Genomic DNA, 17,670 nt, shown 5'->3' with positions numbered 1-17,670 from the left:
CGATCCCCCTGAGTCGGCACGCCTTGGGTGCTGGCACGTTCGGGTCCCCGCGGCCGTTTGGGCGGCGCGGGGACCCTGTGATTACCGGACTTCTGTCTCGGTCGGTTGAATAGGTGCGGCCGGTCCGGCCATGGCGGTGCGTTGACTCGCGACGAGCGTCCCGCGATGTCCGTAGTGGCCGAAGCCGCCCCAACTCGCCCAGAACGCGATCGAGAGCACCGCTCCGACGGCACCGACGATCATCAGCACGATACCGGTGGTATGGACGTTGAACCCGTGTCCTTGCACGGTCACCGCGAAGCGCATGATCGCGCCGACGGCTATCAGCAACATGCTGGTGACGATACCCATGGTGGAACTCTCTTCCTGGTCTTGGTGGCCCGGCGGGCCTCACCAGTCACCGTACACCTGTTCGATAAAACTAGCAAGTCATTTCTAGTATTGAACCTCAAATGTAGTGGTGCGGGATCGTCGCTGACCTGACCGATGCGGGATATGTAGTCAAGGAGTAAGACGGTCGCCGCAATCGCTACCAGATCCAGGGAAGGAGCAAGCATGGCCCCTTCGACGCGAGAAAAGGCCCCTGAGAAGGGCCTTTTCGAGTGGTCGGACGCGGTGTCGATCCGCGGACCTCGCGCTTTTCAGGCGCGCGCTCTACCAGCTGAGCTATCCGACCGCGGTCCTGACGGGATTTGAACCCGCGGCCTCCGGCTTGACAGGCCGGCGTGCACTCCAAACTGCACCACAGGACCTTGCTTCGCCGGGTTTCCGGCGTCGCCGCAAGGGGCGAGGGAGCATCCTAGCAACGGGGCCGGAAGCCTGCGGAGGGCGTCCTACTCCTTGCGGGCCTTGTTGCGCCTTCCCAGGAACCGGATCGGGTCGTACTTGATGTCGGCGACCCGCTCCTTCATCGGGATGATGGCATTGTCCGTGATCTTGATGTGCTCCGGGCAGACCTCGGTGCAGCACTTGGTGATGTTGCACATCCCGAGGCCCCGCCCGTCCTGCGCGAGGGCACGCCGGTCGAGGGCGTCGTTGGGGTGCATGTCCAGTTCGGCGTATCGGAGGAAGAAGCGGGGGCCGGAGAAGGCCTCCTTGTTTTCCTCGTGGTCGCGGATCACGTGGCAGACGTTCTGGCACAAGAAGCACTCGATGCACTTGCGGAACTCCTGCGACCGCTCGACATCGACCTGCTGCATCCGGAAAGGTGCTTGCGGCTGGTCCTCCTTCGGCGTGAAGGCGGGTACCTGCGCGGCCTTCACGTAGTTGAAGCTCACGTCGGTCACGAGGTCACGGATCACCGGGAACGCACGCATGGGGGTGATCGTGATGGTCTCGTCAGGATCGAAGGTCGACAACCGCGTCATGCACATGAGCCGGGGGCGACCGTTGATCTCGGCGGAGCACGAGCCACACTTGCCCGCCTTGCAGTTCCAGCGGACGGACAGGTCGCCGGCGTGTATCGCCTGCACGTGATGCACGGCGTCGAGGACGACCTCCCCGTCGTCGACGGGAACCGTGTAGTCGACCAACTCGCCTCCGGCGGGGTCCCCTCTCCAGATACGCATCTTCAGGTCGTAGGTCAATGCTCGTCCTCCAAGAGAGCCGCCAGCTCTGGCGGGGGAACGGGAAGGGGTTGCTGCTTCACGGCCGGGCGGCCGCTACCATCCAGCTCGACGATGAGGTTGAGCTTGCCCCAGAAGTCGTAGTCGGTCATGGGGTAGTCGTCGCGGGTATGGCCGCCACGGCTCTCCTTGCGCTCGAGCGCCGCTCGCGCGACCGACTCCGAGACCAGCAACATGTTGTGAAGGTCGATAGCGAGATGCCATCCCGGGTTGTACTGGCGGTGGCCCTCGACGCTGACGGAACTCACCCGTTCCTCCAGCGAACGGATCCTTTCGAGCGCGGAGGTGAGCTCCTGCTCGTTGCGGATGATGCCGACGAGGTCCTGCATGACCCCTTGGAGCGCCTGGTGGACCGTGTAGGGGTTCTCGCCGCCTTCGCTTCCGAATGGAGCGAGCGCCGCCGCTGCAGCGACGTCCACGTCGGAGTCCGATACCAGCGGGCGACTCCCCGACAGCTCACGGACGTAGTCGGCAGCGTACTCGCCGGCGCGCTTGCCGAAGACCAGGAGGTCGCCCAGCGAGTTGCCCCCGAGCCGGTTGGCCCCGTGCATGCCGCCGGCGACCTCTCCCGCGGCGAACAGACCCGGCACCTTGGACATCGCGCTGTCCGGGTCGACCTCGACGCCGCCCATCACGTAGTGGCAGGTGGGGCCGATCTCCATCGGCTCCTTGGTGATGTCCACCTCGGCGAGCTCCATGAACTGGTGGTACATCGAGGGGAGCCGCTTCTTGATGTACTCGGGGCTACGCCGGCTGGCGATGTCGAGGAAGACCCCTCCGTGGGGTGAACCGCGGCCGGCCTTGATCTCCGTGTTGATAGCGCGGGCGACCTCGTCACGAGGCAGCAGCTCCGGCGGGCGGCGGTTGTTGCGCTTGTCGGTGTACCAGCGGTCCGCTTCCTCCTCGGTGTCAGCGGTCTCCGCCTTGAAGAACTCGGGGATGTAGTCGAACATGAAGCGCCGGCCCTCGGAGTTGCGCAGGATGCCCCCGTCGCCGCGGACCGATTCGGTGACCAGGATCCCCCGCACCGACGGCGGCCACACCATGCCGGTCGGGTGGAACTGGACGAACTCCATGTTGATCAGGCCGGCCCCCGCACGCAGCGCCAGGGCGTGGCCGTCGCCGGTGTACTCCCACGAGTTGGAGGTGACCTTCCAGGACTTTCCGATGCCGCCTGTCGCAAGGACGACCGCAGGCGCCTCGAACAGCACGAAGCGGCCGGACTCCCTCCAGTACCCGAACGCTCCCGACATCCGGTCACCTTCTTTGAGCAGGTGGGTGACCGTGCACTCCATGAACACGTCTACCCCGAGCGAAACGGTCCGCTGCTGGAGGGTCCGGATCATCTCGAGCCCCGTGCGGTCGCCGACGTGGGCGAGGCGGGCGTAGCGGTGGCCTCCGAAGTCGCGCTGGCTGATCAACCCGTCCGGTGTGCGGTCGAACAGCGCCCCCCACTGCTCGAGCTCCCAGACCCGCTCGGGTGCCTCCTTTGCGTGCAGCTCCGCCATGCGCCAGTGGTTGAGAAGCTTCCCGCCGCGCATGGTGTCCCGGAAGTGGACCTGCCAGTTGTCCTCCGGGTAGAGGTTGCCCATGGCCGCGGCGATCCCGCCTTCGGCCATCACGGTGTGTGCCTTGCCGAGCAGGCTCTTGCAGATGACGGCCGTCTTGGCTCCGGCGTCGTGCGCCGCGATAGCCGCTCTCAGGCCGGAGCCGCCGGCGCCTATGACGACGACGTCGTAGGAGTGGCGTTCGATCTCGTTCATCAGAAAAACCTCGGATCGGTGATGGTGCCGCTGGCGACCAGGCGTACGTAAACGTCCGCCAGGGCGACGACGACGAGGCTTATCCATGCCAGTTCCATGTGCCTGCGATTGAGCGCGGACACCCAACCCCACATGCGGAAGCGGAGCGGGTGCCTCGAGAAGTGCTTCAACCGGCCGCCGATAATGTGCCGGCAGGAGTGGCACGACACTGTGTAGAGGGTGAGCATCACCGCGTTGGCGACGAGCACGACGGTGCCGAAGCCCATGTGCCCCCACCGGTCGTGTGTGTCCCGGAACGCCACTACTGCGTCGTAGGCGTTGATCGCTGCGAAAAGGACCGCGATGTAGAAGAAGTACCGGTGGACGTTCTGCAGGATCAGCGGGAAACGACTCTCGCCGGTGTACTTCTTGCGCGGCTCGGCGACGGCACAGCCCGGCGGCGACAGCAGGAACGACCGGTAGTACGCCTTTCGGTAGTAGTAGCACGTGGCCCTGAACAGGCCGGGGAAGGCGAGGATGAGGATCGCCGCCGAGTACGGCCACCACGTTCCGACGATGCCGACGTTGGGCACGTGGATGTTGTGCTGTGCGCCAGACCTGGCATGGTTGCACAGGCTGGCGATGCACGGCGAGTACAGCGGCGATATGTAGGGCCGGGAAAAGTAGTCGGAGTTCTGCAGTGCCGCCCAGGTCGCGTACACGATGAAGGAGAAGAGCACCGCTCCCGACATGAGTGGGGAGACCCACCAGCGGTCCGTGCGCAGCGTCCGAGCGGCGATCGCGGCTCGGGCCTTGAGCGGGGTGGGCGAAGCCGGTGGGGGCGCTACGGGAGCTGCCATCGGTTCCTCTCGTTGTGTGCCGGTAGAACAGAGTTACGGTAAGGCCAGGGCGGCTACAGGTAAAGGACCCGTTTCCTCTGCCAGCTATAGGCGTCAGCTATAACTAGGGGGTGCAACTGAACCAGCTGCGCTACATGGTGTGCGTGGCCGAGGAGCGACGCTTCACCCGGGCCGCCACCCGGTTGCACGTTGCGCAGCCCTCGGTCAGCAGCGCTATCGCCGCGCTGGAGCAGGAGCTGGGCGCCGCCCTGTTCCACAGGGAGCGCACCGAGGTGACCCTCACCGGAGCAGGCGAGGTCTTCCTGCCGTGGGCGCGCCAGGTCCTGGCCGACTGCGAGGCGGGCACCGCCGCCGTGCGCGACCTCCTCGGCCTGCGGCGAGGTCGCCTGGCGCTCGGATCGACGCCGAGCCTCACGACCAACCTGCTCCCACCGGTGCTTGCGGCCTTTCATGCGACCCACCCGGGGCTGGACCTGACGCTGCACGAAGCAGGATCGCAGGATCTCGTCGATCGTCTGGAAAAAGGTGAGATGGACCTGGCAGTGGTCATCCTCCCGGTCGACCGGCCCTGGGTGGAGACGACCGAGCTGAAGCAAGAGGAGCTGGTGCTCGCCGTGCACCAGGGCCATGTGTTGGCACAGCGGCGCAGCGTTCGGGTGGCCGACCTCGAGCAGATCCCCCTCGTCATGTTCAAAGACGGTTACGACCTGCGGGAGGCGACCCTCGAGGCCTGCCGCCTAGCCGGGTTCGCCCCGACGCTGGTGATGCAGGGCTTGGAGATGGACGGTGCGCTGGCGCTCGCCGCGGCCGGGGTGGGGGCTGCCGTGGTGCCCGAATCGGTCGTCGGCGGAACCGGTCCACTGGTCGCCGTCAGGTTCAGAAACGCGGCGCTCCGGCGGACCATCGGACTCGCGTCCAGGCGGGACCGGCCTTTCTCGCCGGCTGCACATGCTTTCGTCGACGCGCTGCGGGAGCATCTACGTTTGGCGGCATGAACGAATGGGGCCCTCTTGCAGCGCTCGCCGGAACCTGGGAAGGCACCGACGGGCTCGATGTTTCCTACCACAACGTCAATGGCTCGATCGGCGAGACGCGATACCTCGAGAAGGTTCAGTTGAAGCCGTTCGGTCCGGTCGACAACGGCAAGCAGAGCCTCTACGGCCTCGATTACCGCATGGCGGCGTGGCGCCACGGCGAGGAGGACCAGAACCCGTTCCACACGGAGGTCGGCTACTGGCTGTGGGACGCTGCCGACGGGCAGGTGATGCGCTGTTTCATGGTTCCGCGCGGTGCGGTCCTCATCGCAGGAGCGGCGTGCGAAGCGGACGCGAAGTCTTTCACCCTTCAAGCAGATCCGGGCGTGGCGACCTACGGCATCCTCGAGAACGTCTACCTCGCCTCCCGTGCAAGCACCCGCCATTACGAATGCACGGTGACTGTCCTCGACGACGGAACCTGGAAGTACGAGTCGGACACCGTCGTGAGGCTCGAGATGCTCGGTGGCGACGAGATGCACCACACCGACCGCAACACCCTCCGCAAGGTTGCCGACGAGTAGCCCCGCCCCACCCCTCGCGCGCGCGTCGGCTCCCGTGCGCACCTGTGACATCGGCGGGTGGACCGACACCTGGTTCGGCGGCCCCGGGCGTGTCCTCAACGTCGCGGTGTCGCCGGGCATCGAGGTGGCGCTGACACGGGCCGGTGCATCAACGGGCCGTGCTGGTAACCGGCTCATCGAGGCCGCGCTGAACGAGTACCCGGCCGGGGTCGCTCTTGACGTTCTCGTGTCCTCCGGGGCCCCTGCCGGCAGCGCCCTCGGAACGTCGTCAGCGGTTGCGGTCGCGTTGATCGGGGCGCTCCTCACGCTGCGAGGCGACGAACCGGCCCCTGAGCTGGTCGCGCGGGCGGCCCACCGGCTGGAGTCCGAGGTGCTCGGCGATGAGTGCGGAGTGCAGGACCAGCTGTCCGCCGCGTTCGGCGGGATCAGCTACATCACAGTCGAGCGCTATCCCGACGCGGACGTCGAGCCGTTGCCGGGCTGGCCGGAGTTGAGCGACTTGTTGAGCACGGTGTTCCTCGGTGCGCCCCACGTTTCGTCTGCGGTTCACCGTGAGGTGATCGCCTCCGGCGACAGGGCCGCGCTCGACCGGTTACGAGACGCGGCCGAAGCGGCGCGCGAGGCCGTTTTGAACCGGGATCTCGACGCGCTCGCGTCAGCGATGAGGGACAACACGCGAGCCCAGCGGGAATTGCACTCCCAGACAGTTGGGGCGGCGGCCGGCGGAGTGATCGATCTGGCCCGGTCCGCAGGAGCTATCGGTTGGAAGGTGAACGGCGCCGGCGGAGAGGGTGGGTCGGTTGCGGTCCTGCACGCTTCTCTGCCGGAGCGGCTGTCGTTCGAGGAAGAGGTCGATAAGACAGGCCGTTGGCGCGTTTTACCCCTGCGCCCGTGTGAGCGGGGACTCGAAGTCACCCTTGCAGGAAGCTGAACCGAACCGTGCGACTGTGATTGTCGGGGTTGGTGTCCACGAGGCAGACGGATTGCCATGTGCCCAGTTGCATCCGACCGGCGAGCACCGGGATCGTGATCGACGGGGCGACGAGAGCGGGCAGGACGTGGTCCCTTCCGTGGCCCGGCGAGCCGTGGCGGTGACGCCACCGCTCGTCGGCCGGCAAGAGGGTGTCGAGCAGCTCGAGGAGGTCGCCATCACTGCCGGCACCGGTCTCGATCAGGGCCAACCCGGCGGTCGCGTGCGGCACGAACACGTTGAGCATGCCATCGTCCGCACCGGCCGATGACAAGAAGCGCTCACAGTCGGCGGTGATCTCGAAGACTCCCGGCTTGGAGCCGGTCGTGATACCTACCGTCTCGCTACGCACGCTCTCGAGCCGACTGCCCCGTCGGAGAGGCGAAAAGAGCAACCCGGAAACCGTCATCTTCGACGACGGTATCGACGCGGTCGAAGATCCTGCGGCTCAGCCACAGGCCATAGCCGGACGTCGAACCCAGAGGGGGTGGCTGGAAGCCGACCTGCGGCTCCGCACCAGCTCCGTGGTCGCTGACGACGCAAGTGAGCCCGGTAGGGTCCGCCCACAACTGCATCAGGCCGGGGCCCCGGCCATGTGTGAGTGCGTTGGTGGCGATCTCGTTGACGGCCAGCGTCAACTCTTCGGTGCGGTCAGGATCGAATCCGGCGGACACCGTGACGGCCGAGAACAGCCGTCTCGCATCGCGCAGGGAACGGGAGAGGGGCATCTCGAAGTCCGGCGCGCGCTCGGGGACCTCCACGGTGGCGGGCAACGACGAGAGGATCAGGTCTGGTTCGCTGTAGGCGTAGCTGGCGTGGCGGCCGGCACCGTCGACCACGAAGGGATGGGTTCGTAGGGCGTCCTCGACGACCCCGGGGGGCAACTTCCTGCGGTCGTAAGGGCAGACGACGTTCGCGTCGTAGGTCGACAGAGCTGTGTTGAGCAGCGCCTCGTAGCGGGTCCACGACGTCCAGTCCCCAGGATGGTCGCCGAACTGAACCTCGCCGATCAGGACCGTCCGTCTCCCTGCGGGCGTCTCCCTCAGGCGAGCCTCGTAGGCGGAGATGGTCCCGACCGGGTGCATGTACCAGCTTTCGGCGCTCACGAACTCCACGCGGGCGGCGTGGTGGCCGAGCGCCTTCGCAAGAAGTGACGCCTTGGGCGACGACACCACGGCGACGGCGACCTCTCCGCTCTCGAGTGCGCCGTGGAGCAGAGGCACCAGGGCCGCGACATATCCCTCGTCGGTGTCGTGGACGAAGGCGTCGTGGTCAAATCTGCGCGGGGGGGACGCGACAGTCACTCCAAGATTCCTTACCCGATTTCAGATCTGAGTCCCTGAATGACCCGCGAAGTCTATGCCCCGCCGGGACCTAGCCTTCTCGCGGTGCCAAAACGACCCAAGATGGCAGGGGTGGACGACGTCCACGAGCTCGCTCTGGGCATGCCCCACGTCACCGTCGTCCACCACGGCCGGACAGAGAGCCCGGTGTACCAGGTGGGGGGGAAGTCGTTTGTCTACTTCCGCAATCCACGCCCCGACGCCGTCGACCCCGACACCGGCGAGCGCTACCAGGATGTGATCATCTTCTGGGTCGCCTCGGAGGCCGACAAGGAGGCGCTCATCCAGGATCCGTCGTCACCGTTCTTCACAACCCCTCACTTCAGCGGTCATCCGTCTGTTCTGGTGAGGGCCAGCAGGCTCGGCGAGATGACCCGCGACGAGCTGGCTGAGGTGGTTCAAGACGCATGGCTCGCGCAGGCCTCACCGAGACGAGCGAAGGCATGGCTGACGTCCCGCGGGCTGGCACCCCCAACGGGATTCGAGCCCGTGCTGCCGCCTTGAAAGGGCGACTGAGCAGCTTCGAATACCAGGGATGCAACTCCAAAAAGCCTGGTGGAGCGCTGACGGCAGAGGTTGCGTCCGTACCGCGGAGGGGAGCAGGTCGTACTCGGCTCTGGTCTTCAGGGGGATGGAGGGCTGCAGGTGCCGCGTCGGCTGCTTGCCTTCCGGGCCGGCGTCAACCGGTTCGTCTCTGCACCCAGCCGCCGCGTGGCCGCACGAAGCCGCCTACGCTGGGGGCCAACAAGTTCGTACCGGGGTTTCCCAGATCGGGAGCCGGCCTTCGAGCGAACGAGGAAGGATGGGGTATGAACCCGTCCGGCAAGTGTCGCGTTGACGACTGCGACCGCCGCGCAGCGGCATCCGTAATCCGAGATTCCCTTCCCGGACCCCTCCCTCTCTGTGCAACTCACACAGAGGACTTCCGGATGAACGGCGCAGGATGGACCATTGTTTGGGAACACTTGTCGGCGGACCCGACTTCAGTCAAGGCCGCTGCTGTGGCCCCCGTAGGGCTCAGCGGCCCTCGTTCTGAGGACGGTCGCAAATCCCAGACTTCGCCTCGGAGGGGGATTCGATCGCGTCTGGAAGCCTGGCAAGGTAGACGCTCCTAGCTTGTGGCGCCCACAGCACGGGCCCGACTCCCGCGGCCCCGTGTCGTTGGGATTGCATGCCGCTGCGTGCTCAAGGTCGCCGAGTCGGCTCGCATCGTCGGTCACCGCCCGCCCACAGGGTGTGACCGTTGGACGCTCTACCTTGTCGCGTGTGAGCGAGAGCGCGCTCGACGTGTTGGTCCGGGAGCACCGGAACCTCCAAGAGCACTTCGCGCAGGTCCGCGACCCCGACGCCGACCGACGGGCGGCGTGGCTGGAGTTTGTGAAGTTGATGTCCGCGCACGTGGCCGTCGAGCGAAGCTTCGTCTACCCGCTCGTGAAGCGACGCCGACTCGGCGGTACGCACCTAGCTGATCTACTTCGATACGAGTACCGCTCCATGGAGCATCTCGTGGTCCTCACGGAGCGGAGGAAGATCAACTCGCCCGACATGCCCGAGCTGGTCACCAAGCTGCTCGACGTATTCGAGGAGCACTTGGCGCGCTGCGAGAGCGAACTCCTACCAGCGTTGCGCGACGCGCTCGATCAGGCCCAACTCGACGAACTGGGAGCCAAGATGCACGCCGCCGAGTCGGTGATCGTCTCCCATCCCCACCCCCACCTTCTGGCCCTCGGGCCCTTATATCGTCTGACCACCCGGATCGCATCGTGGTGGGATCGGACCCGGGATCGGTCGGTCCGCAACCGCTAGTAACTTTTGGGTGGGGCGATACAGCGAGCGGCAAATGTCGACAACCCCAGCCCAGCGGTTGGGTGTGGGTGAGGCTCTCGTTACTGGGATCATCCCGCTCGACGGGCGAGTTCGAGGGGCTAGAGGTGGCGTCGGGCGGCTCGGCTGGACTCAGAGGTTTCGTCGTTGTTGGCGCTGGCTTCTAGAGCAAGGCGGTGGGCGACGGTGACTGCGGTTGTCGCCGGCGCGTAATGGTCCGGTTGGACGCCGACGGCCTCCCAGTTGGTGCCGGTGATGGGGTTGTGGGACCGGGCGACGGGTAGGCGCAGCTCGATCTGTTCAGCGATTGACACGACCTCTGAGGGGTGCGCGCCGCCGCGTGTTGTCTCGCCGACGATGGTCGCCCGGTCGAGGTAGCGTGGCGCGGGTAGGTGGGCATAGGTCCAGTATTGGCGGGGTGGACCGTTCGGGCCTTCGATGATGTCGCTGAGGTGGACGTCGCCGTCAGGGAAGAAGAAGCTGGACAGGAAGGCGCCACCGTCGGGGGCGCCCCCTCGCGTTTCTCGCAGGTCGAGAATGAGCGCGTCGGTGTCTTGTACCAGTTGCATCATGGCCGCAAGCTTCGTTGCGCCAGTAGCAGCAGGTGGGATGATCGTGAGGGCGATCAGGCCCACATTTCCAGGCAGTAGCTCGACGCTGTGGATGCCGTGGTTCTCGCGGCGGAAAGTCTCATGTAGCGCGTCGACGAGTTCGGTCTCATCGCGGCTTGACTCGACCGAATCGTGCCAGAGCAGCCGCAAGTGCTTGTCGGCGCACGCTTCGAAGAGGTCAGCGGAGAGACGCTCGCAGAGGACTGAACCGGCGGGGAGATCGTATGCGCCGTCGGCGAGCCGGGCTTGTAGCAGGCTGGCGGCGCGAGCTGAGCGGTCCGGGAAGATGTACGACGCAGTGAGTCGCTCGATCACCGTGTTGACCAGCACCGCCGATCCGTCCGGAGTGCTCATGACCCCGCCACAGTGACCGGGAAACCGAACGCGAAGACCCTCACCGGTAACGCGTCTACGGGGGCGTCTTCGGCGTCGGCACGTCGGAGTGGCGCGAGCAGACTCTCGATCGCACAACGCAGAGCGTCGAGTTCTTTCGAGGTGAGGCATAGCGAGCGCGACTGGAGAAACGCAGCATCGTCCCAGTCGTCAGAGCGCGGCTGTTCGCTCAGGAACCGGTCGAGTGCCTGCGCCTCATGGGTGAGGAGTGCCGCGGCTACTGCTCGACCGCCGGTCTCGTCGTCGGCGCCTGCGGGGACTGAGACCTTTCGCTCCCGGTAACGCCACCAGCGCTCACGCCCGCCGCTTTGCTCGACTTCCTCGACGAAGCCGTACCGGGCGAGTTGCCGCAGGTGATAGCTGGTCGCACCGCTCGACTCGTTCAAACGACCTGCAAGCAGCGTTGCGGTCGACGGGCCGCCGAAACGCAATACATCAAGCAACTCTAAGCGCAACGGGTGGGCCAACGCCCGGACACCCTCGACGCCGCTTGCCGTGCCCGGTATCGTCTCTCCCATAACGCAAAGATATCTTTGCAAAGTATCCTTTGTCAATCCGGGAGCGAGCCGAATCCGGCGTCCGTGGATGAGCGCGAACGTCGTTCCTCTGCTCGCTCCGCCTCCGGAGCGGCACCTTGGAGCCGTTGTCGCTTCTAGCGAGCCGTAGCCAACGACGCCGTCAGATGCCCCACTGCCGATTCCGCGCCGGCCGCCTTTGAGCGCCTCGCCTTGCCCTGGCGTTGTGCTGTACTCGCACGGATCGCGAATGCCCCCGGACGGTCACCCTGGTGGCGCGAAGAACTCCAGTGCGATGTTGTCAGGATCGCGGAACGACAGACCCGAGCCGTATGGCGCATCGACGATGCCGCCGTTTTCGATGCCGAGGTCATCCAACCTTGCCTTCCACTGTTCCAGTTCGGACCGGTTGGGGCAGGCGAAGGCGAGATGATCGAGCCCAGGCCGCCGCTCGTCAAAGGGTTCGCTTCCATGGAGATCAGGGAACTGATGGATGCCTACCAGGGTTTGGCTCCCGAGAAGCCACACGACGTGATGGAAGGGACCGGTGTCCTCGTCGATCACCGGCTTGGTCCCGAACAACTTTTCGTACCAGGGTCGACTGCGTTCGAGATCGGTGACAGTGAGCGCCACATGAGTGACGCTTGGGAAATCGGCCATGTTCCCCTCCTTCTACGTAACCGTTGCACCGTATCTCCCCGCCTCCCGCCCGTCAGACAAGACTGCCGAATCGTGCAAGGTCGAGGGCGACACATCACCTCCGGGCTGACCGAGTCTTTGGCGATTCCTGCCGTTTCTGAGTGCGGATCGACGGGACTGGACAAGAATCGCTGACGTCGGCCTCACCCAGCTCCGCAAGATGCTTCTAGGGAAGTCAAGGGGTCATTTCGATTTCTCTCGGGTTGGCTGCCGACGGGGGGGCAAGACAGGGATGGCCAGTTTGGGCAGACAAGGCGGCGGCAGTCGTGCAGATCAGAGGACGCGAAGTCACGCCTGCAGAGTTAGGTCACGTTCAGGTCGCGAATGACGTCGCGAACGGAAAAACCCAGCACCCCCAACGGGATTCGAACCCGTGCTGCCGCCTTGAAAGGGCGGCCCAGACGAGCTTTCCGAACAGGTGTTCCCGGGCAATTAGGCCCCTGACCAGCACTTTCGCGTTCGGGGGGTGCCGGCGGGTGTCGCCAAATTCCGGCCCGTTCGCGCACGGATCGCGCACGGATCGCGCACGCCGACGTTGCGAGCGTTCTGGTCGCTCGTTCTGTCTCGTCCAGGTCGCTTACGGCTGCGACCCGAGCCGTCGTTCGGAGCGGGTCCCCGCTGGCCCCACTCGGCATGACGGCGAGCGCAGATGAAAGAATCGGGCGTCGTGGCGGACCTTCCGACGTTCCACTCTCCGAAGGACTACCTCGACTTCGTAGCCTCGGAAGGGGTTACTCCGGAACATCTTCGAGCGTTGGCCCAGTGCCCCTATGACTTCGTAGTGGTCCAAGTTGCAGGACACCCGCTAACTCCCCCTGATGTGCTGGTGGCGCTGATGCCGCGGGAACTCCGTACCTGGAATGACAGCGCCCGCCTGATCGCTCTCATCCGGAACCCCTCGATGCCCCCGGAGGAACTCAACTCCGCGCCCGAGCTCATCCTGCCGAGGCTTCACGTCCGAGACGACCACAAGGCGTTCGAGGCGGGCGTAGCCCTATCGCAAAGGTCCGGCGTTCACGAAGACGTGCTGATTCGGCTGGTGAGCGACCCGAGGGCGACCACCGAGTTCCGCAAGGTGTTAGCACGCGACTCCTCCCACCACGCGCTCCGCGAACGGCTGGCGTCGGACCGGAGCGAGCGGGTGCGTCGAGCTGCCGAACGTTCCCCGGTCTCCGACACCTAACCGATGCAGAATGAACCATCCCGCCTCGCCGAGTACCGGAGCCAGAGGTAGTGCATACGCCCGGGATTCGGCGTTAGGGATTCAATCTCTTCCCAGTGCTTGCTTGCCCACGTGGGCCACGTACTCAATCACGGTCATGAACAACACGGACCAAATCGTGATGCCTGCAAAGAGGGCGGCCAGGATAATTAGGACGACTCGGACGGTTCCAGCCGTCAAGTAGGCACCAACCCCCAAGGCCGCTGCGATGGTCGCGTAGCCCAGGTAGAACCACCACGCTTTTCCCCTATCAGCGTCGGTCTCGACATCGCCCTCGTCACCAGTCGTCATGTCATCCACCACGTCCGCCACGATGGTCCGTCGCCGTAGGTACTGCAGAACACCGGCGCAAGAGGGTACTGAACAGAGGGGTGAGGGCGCTCGTACTCGGCGATAGGCGCTCTATCGAAGTTCGGCCTTCGCGGCTTCGTACATCACATGAGCCAAGTCGTCCCGGCGTTGGGTCGCTTCAGCATTCACCCGTCCGCCCGAATAAAGCGGACGGTCCAGCAGCCCGCCCATCCCGTGAGTGAACATCGCTAGGACTCGCCGCGGGAGACCGTCGGGCGCCCCCTGGATGAGTCCGTCGAGGGCGCGTGCGAGATCCGGTTCGCCATACGTTCGGAAGTGGTCAGCCAGGTCCTGAACGGCATCCACGAGCACACCGGAAATGCTCGCACAGCCCGTGCCGAACGATCCATACCGAGCGACTCGCAACGCACTCGGCCCCCCGCCAACGGCGCGAGAATCGGCATGGAGAATGAAGGGGTGCTCCTGACCACCATCCCGATCAGTCAGCTGGTGGGGTCGTATGGTCGGGAGTCCTGGGTCTCGGTCTGACCTGCGAACCGGTTGACGCCGGCTGGCTGTCTTGTGATCGATCCGTCGACCGGGACCCAGGGATATCCCGGCATCCACCGGTGACACCGTTCTGATCCGCCCGTCCTGATCTAGAGGTCGGGGTTCACAGGGATCGGTCGGCCAGCGGGTGCGTTCCACCCCTCAACCTTGAAAGGGATGGCCTTGACCATCGTAGAGACAGCCACCGTCACTGGCGGTGTGGACACCCACGCCGACGCCCACGTCGCCGCCGCGCTGAACCACATCGGCGGACTGCTCGGCACCCAGAGCTTCCCGACCACCCCGGCCGGCTACGCCCGGCTCCTCAGCTGGCTGCAAAGCCTCGGACCTGTCGCCCTGGTCGGGGTGGAAGGTACCGGCAGCTACGGTGCCGGCCTAACCCGACATTTGGTGGCCGCCGGGGTGAAGGTGGTGGAGGTGGACCGCTCCGATCGCCAGGCCCGCTACCGCTCAGGCAAGTCCGATCCTCTCGACGCCGAGAGCGCAGCGCGCGCCGCGCTGTCAGGCAAGGCCAAAGGGGCGCCGAGAGGCCGGGACAACACGGTCGAGGCGATCAGGGCGTTGATGGTGGCCAAACGCTCCGCCCGAGGAGAGCGGACCAGGTCGATCAATCAGGCCAGATCCCTTGTCGTTACTGGCCCCGACGACCTCCGCGCCCGCTTCGAACGTCACTCCACCGACAGTCTGCCGGCCGAGCTGGCCGGACTGCGCCCCCGCCCCGGCGACACCGTCGGATACGCCACCCGCATCGCTTTGCGAGAACTGGGACGTCGGGCTGAGTTCCTGGCTGATCAGATCGACTACCTCGATCAGCTCCTGCTTCCGCTGATCGAACTACAAGCTCCCAGCCTCCTCGAGACGTACGGAATCGGACCGCACGTCGCCGCCATCCTGATCATCGCAGCCGGCGATCACCCCGACCGGCTGAGATCCGAGGCAGCCTGGGCGCATCTCTGCGGGGCCGCGCCGATCCCCGCCGGGTCGGGCAAGACCACCGGCAGATACCGGCTCAACCCCGGCGGTGACCGCCAAGCCAACCACGCTCTCTGGCGGATCGTGTTCAGCCGCATGGGCCACCACCTACCCACCCAGGCCTACGTCGAACGACGCCTCAAAGAAGGCAAAACCAAACCCGAGATCATCCGCTGCCTGAAGCGTTTCGTCGCCCGCGAGGTCTACCACCACCTCCTCTGGACGCCCGACTGAAGCACCCTTCTCGGGGACGGTCTGACCCACGAATCGGCTGTCGCCACTGGCTGACCTGCGATCGACCCGTCGGCCGTCCCCGAGCAACACCCTCTGCTAGCGAGACCTAATAAGAGTTTGCCCTCCCCACCGGAGTGGCCCATCCATGTCGTGTCCGCGCCAGCAGAAACTGCCCCTTGACAACCATAGGAGTGTCGATCTCGGAAGGTTCGAGTCCTTGGGACCGGGGATACTCGGACACTCAGAATGTTCCGGGCCCAGGCCGGTGTCGGCAGGATTCGGTATCCTGGAGGTGTGAGTCAGGCCGAGCGCATCGTGGCCGAGAAGCTCCTTGAGGACCTGCCCTCGGAGGAGCGTGCCTGGCTCGATGAGCAGGTAGTTACCTACCGGGAACTGCTCGCTTACCTCCACGACCATTGATACGGCCGACCCTGGAACTGGCTGTCGCGTTCAATCGTCTCGCCCGCCAAGACGATGAATGGTTCGACGAGCCCGACGAGTTCGACCGGCTGCAACGGGCTCTCGAGGTCCTAGACAGCATTGACGACCCGATCACCGCGGCGGCGGTCGTCGCTTATCGGGTAGCCAAGGCACAGGCGTTCGGCGAGGGCAACAAGAGGACGGGTTTCTTGCTCGCCAAGTGGATCTTGGACCGCAACGGCGAAGACGGTGCCGCTTTGCTGCCGCCCGATGACCGCGAGTTCGCGGCGCTCCTGGTGAGAGCCGCCTCCGGTGTTGACGTAGAAGCGGAGATGGTCGAAGTTCTGCGTCGTCGCCACGGCTGATCTATCCATGGACGCCGAATATTCCGTACGGCGCTCCTGCAGGAGAATGGCGCTGCGCCTTGACAGACGCCGAATCGGCGTTCGGCGTGGCCCGCCCGCGGCTCGCTGCGCCGTTCCGGTAGACGCATAATCTCGGTCAGCGCTAGCAACGGAGCACCGAACATTATGCTCGCGGCCCGCGGGCTCGGGTGGGTTCCAGCACGTGTTCCCGAACGCCGATTCGGCATCTGTCAAGTGGGTGTCTGATCGGCGAGCTTGTGAAGAGCGGCTCGATGTTCTGCGCTAGCGGTACACGTCTCGGCGGTGCCCGAGTGTGACGACCACGATGAGGAGCACGTCATCGTGGATCGTGTAGATGATCCGGTAGTCACCGACTCGGACTCGGTATCCGTCTCGGCCGGTTAGTGGCCGCGATGCTGGAGGTCGAGGGTCTTCCGCCAATAGGGCAATGGCCCCCTCGATGCGGGGCCGCGTCTTCGGGTCGATTTTGCGCAGTGCTCGCACCGCGGCTGGGCGGACTTCGACCCGATATCGACTCACGACCAGCCGAGGTCGGCTTTGACCTTGTCCCAGGGGATGTTGTCGCCTGCTTCGGCCATCGCCGCATCGAACGCCGTGATGTCCTCGGCCTCTTCAAGCGCGTCGAGGAGCTGTTCGTATCGCTCCATGCTCACCAACACTGCGGCCGGCCGGCCGTAGCGTTCGAGGACCACCGCTTCAGACTGAGCCGCGTCAATGGCCTCGGCGAGCTTCTCTCGGGCCTCGCTGACGTTCATCGTGGACATGACAGTAATGTACAAGATCGGAGCAGAGTTGTACAATATTTCTCGTCCCCGGGCCGACGATCTGTACAACTTTCGGTTCCGTGAGCCAGCCTCGGGAGCTGCTCGTGATCGAATCTCGCGTCGGCGACATCTTGACGACAAGCTGCCAGGGATGACCGAGTCGGAGCATTATGGGCGCATGGGAATCACGGAAAAGGATGTGATCACTGAGATCATCGCCGGACTCGGTGACGGTCCTCTCCTTCGAGACGCCACGGACCTCTGTGTGACCCGATTAGGAAGCAACGACGCCAGCGTCGAGGTTGGAGGCCAGACCTTCGTCGTCATCGTCGAGGAAGCTCGACCTCAGGCGTCCCGCGACTAAGGCCCAGATCGCCGACTACGAGCGCCCCATAGCCATCGGGCTGTAATCAGTTGCGTCGTTGTCTGGGCGGCCAGGGGCGGATGTCGTCCGGGTGCCCCGAGTCGAACGGGGCTACTTCCGCCGAGATGGCGGCTGGCCCACCGGGGAGCCCGGACAATGGTCAGGGTAGCCGGAGATCTTTGACGCCGATCGCCGATTCTCGCGCCGTTGGCGGGGGGCCGAGTGCGTTGCGAGTCGCTCGGTATGGATCGTTCGGCACGGGCTGTGCGAGCATTTCCGGTGTGCTCGTGGATGCCGTTCAGGACCT

Annotated in this window: 21 protein-coding genes and 4 tRNA genes; 9 read left to right on the top strand and 16 right to left on the bottom strand. The window is 65.3% G+C overall.

What is annotated here, in order from left to right:
* Positions 1 to 81 precede the first annotated feature (81 nt).
* The 6 genes from VNF71_04600 to VNF71_04575 form a co-directional block, all read right to left on the bottom strand.
* A complete protein-coding gene (locus VNF71_04600; GenBank protein ID HVA73822.1) occupies positions 82 to 333 on the bottom strand; it encodes a hypothetical protein in 252 nt (83 codons plus the stop codon).
* Between the two features lie 270 nt (positions 334 to 603).
* Positions 604 to 676 (bottom strand) — tRNA-Phe (locus tag VNF71_04595).
* Position 677: 1 nt separating this feature from the next.
* Positions 678 to 752, bottom strand: a tRNA-Asp gene (locus VNF71_04590).
* Between the two features lie 81 nt (positions 753 to 833).
* A complete protein-coding gene (locus VNF71_04585; protein HVA73821.1) occupies positions 834 to 1,586 on the bottom strand; it encodes a succinate dehydrogenase/fumarate reductase iron-sulfur subunit in 753 nt (250 codons plus the stop codon).
* Positions 1,583 to 3,388, bottom strand: a complete 1,806-nt coding sequence (locus VNF71_04580) for a fumarate reductase/succinate dehydrogenase flavoprotein subunit (GenBank protein HVA73820.1) — start codon at positions 3,386 to 3,388, stop codon at positions 1,583 to 1,585. Before VNF71_04580 ends, VNF71_04585 begins: the two co-directional genes overlap by 4 nt.
* Positions 3,388 to 4,227 (bottom strand): hypothetical protein, encoded by an 840-nt coding sequence (locus VNF71_04575; GenBank protein ID HVA73819.1) that lies wholly within the window; start codon positions 4,225 to 4,227, stop codon positions 3,388 to 3,390. The genes VNF71_04580 and VNF71_04575 overlap by 1 nt, the downstream gene beginning before the upstream one ends.
* Before the next feature lie 110 nt (positions 4,228 to 4,337).
* Here VNF71_04575 and VNF71_04570 point away from each other — a divergent pair, with 110 nt between their 5' ends.
* From VNF71_04570 to VNF71_04560, 3 genes are read left to right on the top strand one after another with little or no spacing between them, the layout of a single operon-like run.
* Positions 4,338 to 5,222 (top strand): LysR substrate-binding domain-containing protein, encoded by an 885-nt coding sequence (locus tag VNF71_04570; GenBank protein HVA73818.1) that lies wholly within the window; start codon positions 4,338 to 4,340, stop codon positions 5,220 to 5,222.
* A complete protein-coding gene (locus VNF71_04565; GenBank protein ID HVA73817.1) occupies positions 5,219 to 5,785 on the top strand; it encodes a heme-binding beta-barrel domain-containing protein in 567 nt (188 codons plus the stop codon). Before VNF71_04570 ends, VNF71_04565 begins: the two co-directional genes overlap by 4 nt.
* 34 nt (positions 5,786 to 5,819) lie before the next feature.
* Entirely contained in the window at positions 5,820 to 6,716 is an 897-nt protein-coding gene (locus VNF71_04560) for a hypothetical protein (protein HVA73816.1), read from the top strand.
* Here VNF71_04560 and VNF71_04555 read toward each other — a convergent pair.
* From VNF71_04555 to VNF71_04545, 3 genes are all read right to left on the bottom strand, one after another.
* Complete coding sequence (locus VNF71_04555) at positions 6,697 to 7,107, bottom strand: secondary thiamine-phosphate synthase enzyme YjbQ (protein HVA73815.1); 411 nt, start codon at positions 7,105 to 7,107, stop codon at positions 6,697 to 6,699. The genes VNF71_04560 and VNF71_04555 overlap by 20 nt on opposite strands.
* Positions 7,100 to 8,059: a sensor histidine kinase gene (locus VNF71_04550; GenBank protein ID HVA73814.1), complete on the bottom strand. Its 960-nt coding sequence runs from the start codon at positions 8,057 to 8,059 to the stop codon at positions 7,100 to 7,102. Before VNF71_04550 ends, VNF71_04555 begins: the two co-directional genes overlap by 8 nt.
* Positions 8,060 to 8,561: 502 nt before the next feature.
* Positions 8,562 to 8,635: transfer RNA gene (locus tag VNF71_04545), tRNA-OTHER, on the bottom strand.
* Between the two features lie 729 nt (positions 8,636 to 9,364).
* On the opposite strand from VNF71_04545, the gene VNF71_04540 reads away from it, so the two are divergent.
* Positions 9,365 to 9,904, top strand: a complete 540-nt coding sequence (locus VNF71_04540; protein ID HVA73813.1) for a hemerythrin domain-containing protein — start codon at positions 9,365 to 9,367, stop codon at positions 9,902 to 9,904.
* A gap of 119 nt (positions 9,905 to 10,023) precedes the next feature.
* On the opposite strand, the gene VNF71_04535 is transcribed toward VNF71_04540, so the two are convergent.
* The 4 genes from VNF71_04535 to VNF71_04520 form a co-directional block, all read right to left on the bottom strand.
* Entirely contained in the window at positions 10,024 to 10,887 is an 864-nt protein-coding gene (locus VNF71_04535; protein HVA73812.1) for a S41 family peptidase, read from the bottom strand.
* Entirely contained in the window at positions 10,884 to 11,444 is a 561-nt protein-coding gene (locus VNF71_04530) for a helix-turn-helix domain-containing protein (protein ID HVA73811.1), read from the bottom strand. The genes VNF71_04535 and VNF71_04530 overlap by 4 nt, the downstream gene beginning before the upstream one ends.
* A gap of 261 nt (positions 11,445 to 11,705) precedes the next feature.
* A complete protein-coding gene (locus tag VNF71_04525; GenBank protein ID HVA73810.1) occupies positions 11,706 to 12,101 on the bottom strand; it encodes a VOC family protein in 396 nt (131 codons plus the stop codon).
* Between the two features lie 389 nt (positions 12,102 to 12,490).
* Positions 12,491 to 12,562: transfer RNA gene (locus tag VNF71_04520), tRNA-Glu, on the bottom strand.
* Positions 12,563 to 12,789: 227 nt separating this feature from the next.
* Between VNF71_04520 and VNF71_04515 the strand changes: the two genes are divergently transcribed.
* Positions 12,790 to 13,323 carry a hypothetical protein gene (locus VNF71_04515; protein HVA73809.1) on the top strand — a complete coding sequence of 178 codons (534 nt, stop codon included), beginning with the start codon at positions 12,790 to 12,792 and terminating at the stop codon, positions 13,321 to 13,323.
* Between the two features lie 81 nt (positions 13,324 to 13,404).
* On the opposite strand, the gene VNF71_04510 is transcribed toward VNF71_04515, so the two are convergent.
* Positions 13,405 to 13,674 (bottom strand): hypothetical protein, encoded by a 270-nt coding sequence (locus VNF71_04510; protein HVA73808.1) that lies wholly within the window; start codon positions 13,672 to 13,674, stop codon positions 13,405 to 13,407.
* 705 nt (positions 13,675 to 14,379) lie between these two features.
* On the opposite strand from VNF71_04510, the gene VNF71_04505 reads away from it, so the two are divergent.
* From VNF71_04505 to VNF71_04495, 3 genes are all read left to right on the top strand, one after another.
* Complete coding sequence (locus VNF71_04505) at positions 14,380 to 15,429, top strand: IS110 family transposase (GenBank protein ID HVA73807.1); 1,050 nt, start codon at positions 14,380 to 14,382, stop codon at positions 15,427 to 15,429.
* Positions 15,430 to 15,723: 294 nt separating this feature from the next.
* Positions 15,724 to 15,849 (top strand): hypothetical protein, encoded by a 126-nt coding sequence (locus VNF71_04500; protein HVA73806.1) that lies wholly within the window; start codon positions 15,724 to 15,726, stop codon positions 15,847 to 15,849.
* Positions 15,846 to 16,214: a Fic family protein gene (locus VNF71_04495; GenBank protein HVA73805.1), complete on the top strand. Its 369-nt coding sequence runs from the start codon at positions 15,846 to 15,848 to the stop codon at positions 16,212 to 16,214. The genes VNF71_04500 and VNF71_04495 overlap by 4 nt, the downstream gene beginning before the upstream one ends.
* Positions 16,215 to 16,496: 282 nt before the next feature.
* On the opposite strand, the gene VNF71_04490 is transcribed toward VNF71_04495, so the two are convergent.
* Together VNF71_04490 and VNF71_04485 are read right to left on the bottom strand one after the other, a co-directional pair.
* Positions 16,497 to 16,754 (bottom strand): type II toxin-antitoxin system RelE/ParE family toxin, encoded by a 258-nt coding sequence (locus VNF71_04490; GenBank protein ID HVA73804.1) that lies wholly within the window; start codon positions 16,752 to 16,754, stop codon positions 16,497 to 16,499.
* On the bottom strand, positions 16,751 to 16,999 hold the full coding sequence (locus VNF71_04485; protein HVA73803.1) for a type II toxin-antitoxin system Phd/YefM family antitoxin: 249 nt from the start codon (positions 16,997 to 16,999) through the stop codon (positions 16,751 to 16,753). The genes VNF71_04490 and VNF71_04485 overlap by 4 nt, the downstream gene beginning before the upstream one ends.
* A gap of 151 nt (positions 17,000 to 17,150) precedes the next feature.
* Between VNF71_04485 and VNF71_04480 the strand changes: the two genes are divergently transcribed.
* Complete coding sequence (locus VNF71_04480) at positions 17,151 to 17,363, top strand: hypothetical protein (GenBank protein HVA73802.1); 213 nt, start codon at positions 17,151 to 17,153, stop codon at positions 17,361 to 17,363.
* Positions 17,364 to 17,670: the final 307 nt, after the last annotated feature.

Source organism: Acidimicrobiales bacterium, assembly GCA_035533095.1.
Lineage (GTDB): Bacteria > Actinomycetota > Acidimicrobiia > Acidimicrobiales > Palsa-688 > DATLUM01.
Note: the sequence above shows the minus strand (reverse complement) of the source record. Positions and strands in the feature narration are given on the sequence as shown.

Coding starts and splice junctions, on each gene's coding strand:
- VNF71_04600 (HVA73822.1), bottom strand. CDS start 333: ATGTTGCTGATAGCCGTCGGCGCGATCATGCGCTTCGCGGTGACCGTG.
- VNF71_04580 (HVA73820.1), bottom strand. CDS start 3,388: ATGAACGAGATCGAACGCCACTCCTACGACGTCGTCGTCATAGGCGCC.
- VNF71_04575 (HVA73819.1), bottom strand. CDS start 4,227: ATGGCAGCTCCCGTAGCGCCCCCACCGGCTTCGCCCACCCCGCTCAAG.
- VNF71_04565 (HVA73817.1), top strand. CDS start 5,219: ATGAACGAATGGGGCCCTCTTGCAGCGCTCGCCGGAACCTGGGAAGGC.
- VNF71_04535 (HVA73812.1), bottom strand. CDS start 10,887: ATGAGCACTCCGGACGGATCGGCGGTGCTGGTCAACACGGTGATCGAG.
- VNF71_04530 (HVA73811.1), bottom strand. CDS start 11,444: ATGGGAGAGACGATACCGGGCACGGCAAGCGGCGTCGAGGGTGTCCGG.
- VNF71_04525 (HVA73810.1), bottom strand. CDS start 12,101: ATGGCCGATTTCCCAAGCGTCACTCATGTGGCGCTCACTGTCACCGAT.
- VNF71_04515 (HVA73809.1), top strand. CDS start 12,790: ATGAAAGAATCGGGCGTCGTGGCGGACCTTCCGACGTTCCACTCTCCG.
- VNF71_04505 (HVA73807.1), top strand. CDS start 14,380: ATGGCCTTGACCATCGTAGAGACAGCCACCGTCACTGGCGGTGTGGAC.
- VNF71_04485 (HVA73803.1), bottom strand. CDS start 16,999: ATGTCCACGATGAACGTCAGCGAGGCCCGAGAGAAGCTCGCCGAGGCC.
- VNF71_04480 (HVA73802.1), top strand. CDS start 17,151: ATGACCGAGTCGGAGCATTATGGGCGCATGGGAATCACGGAAAAGGAT.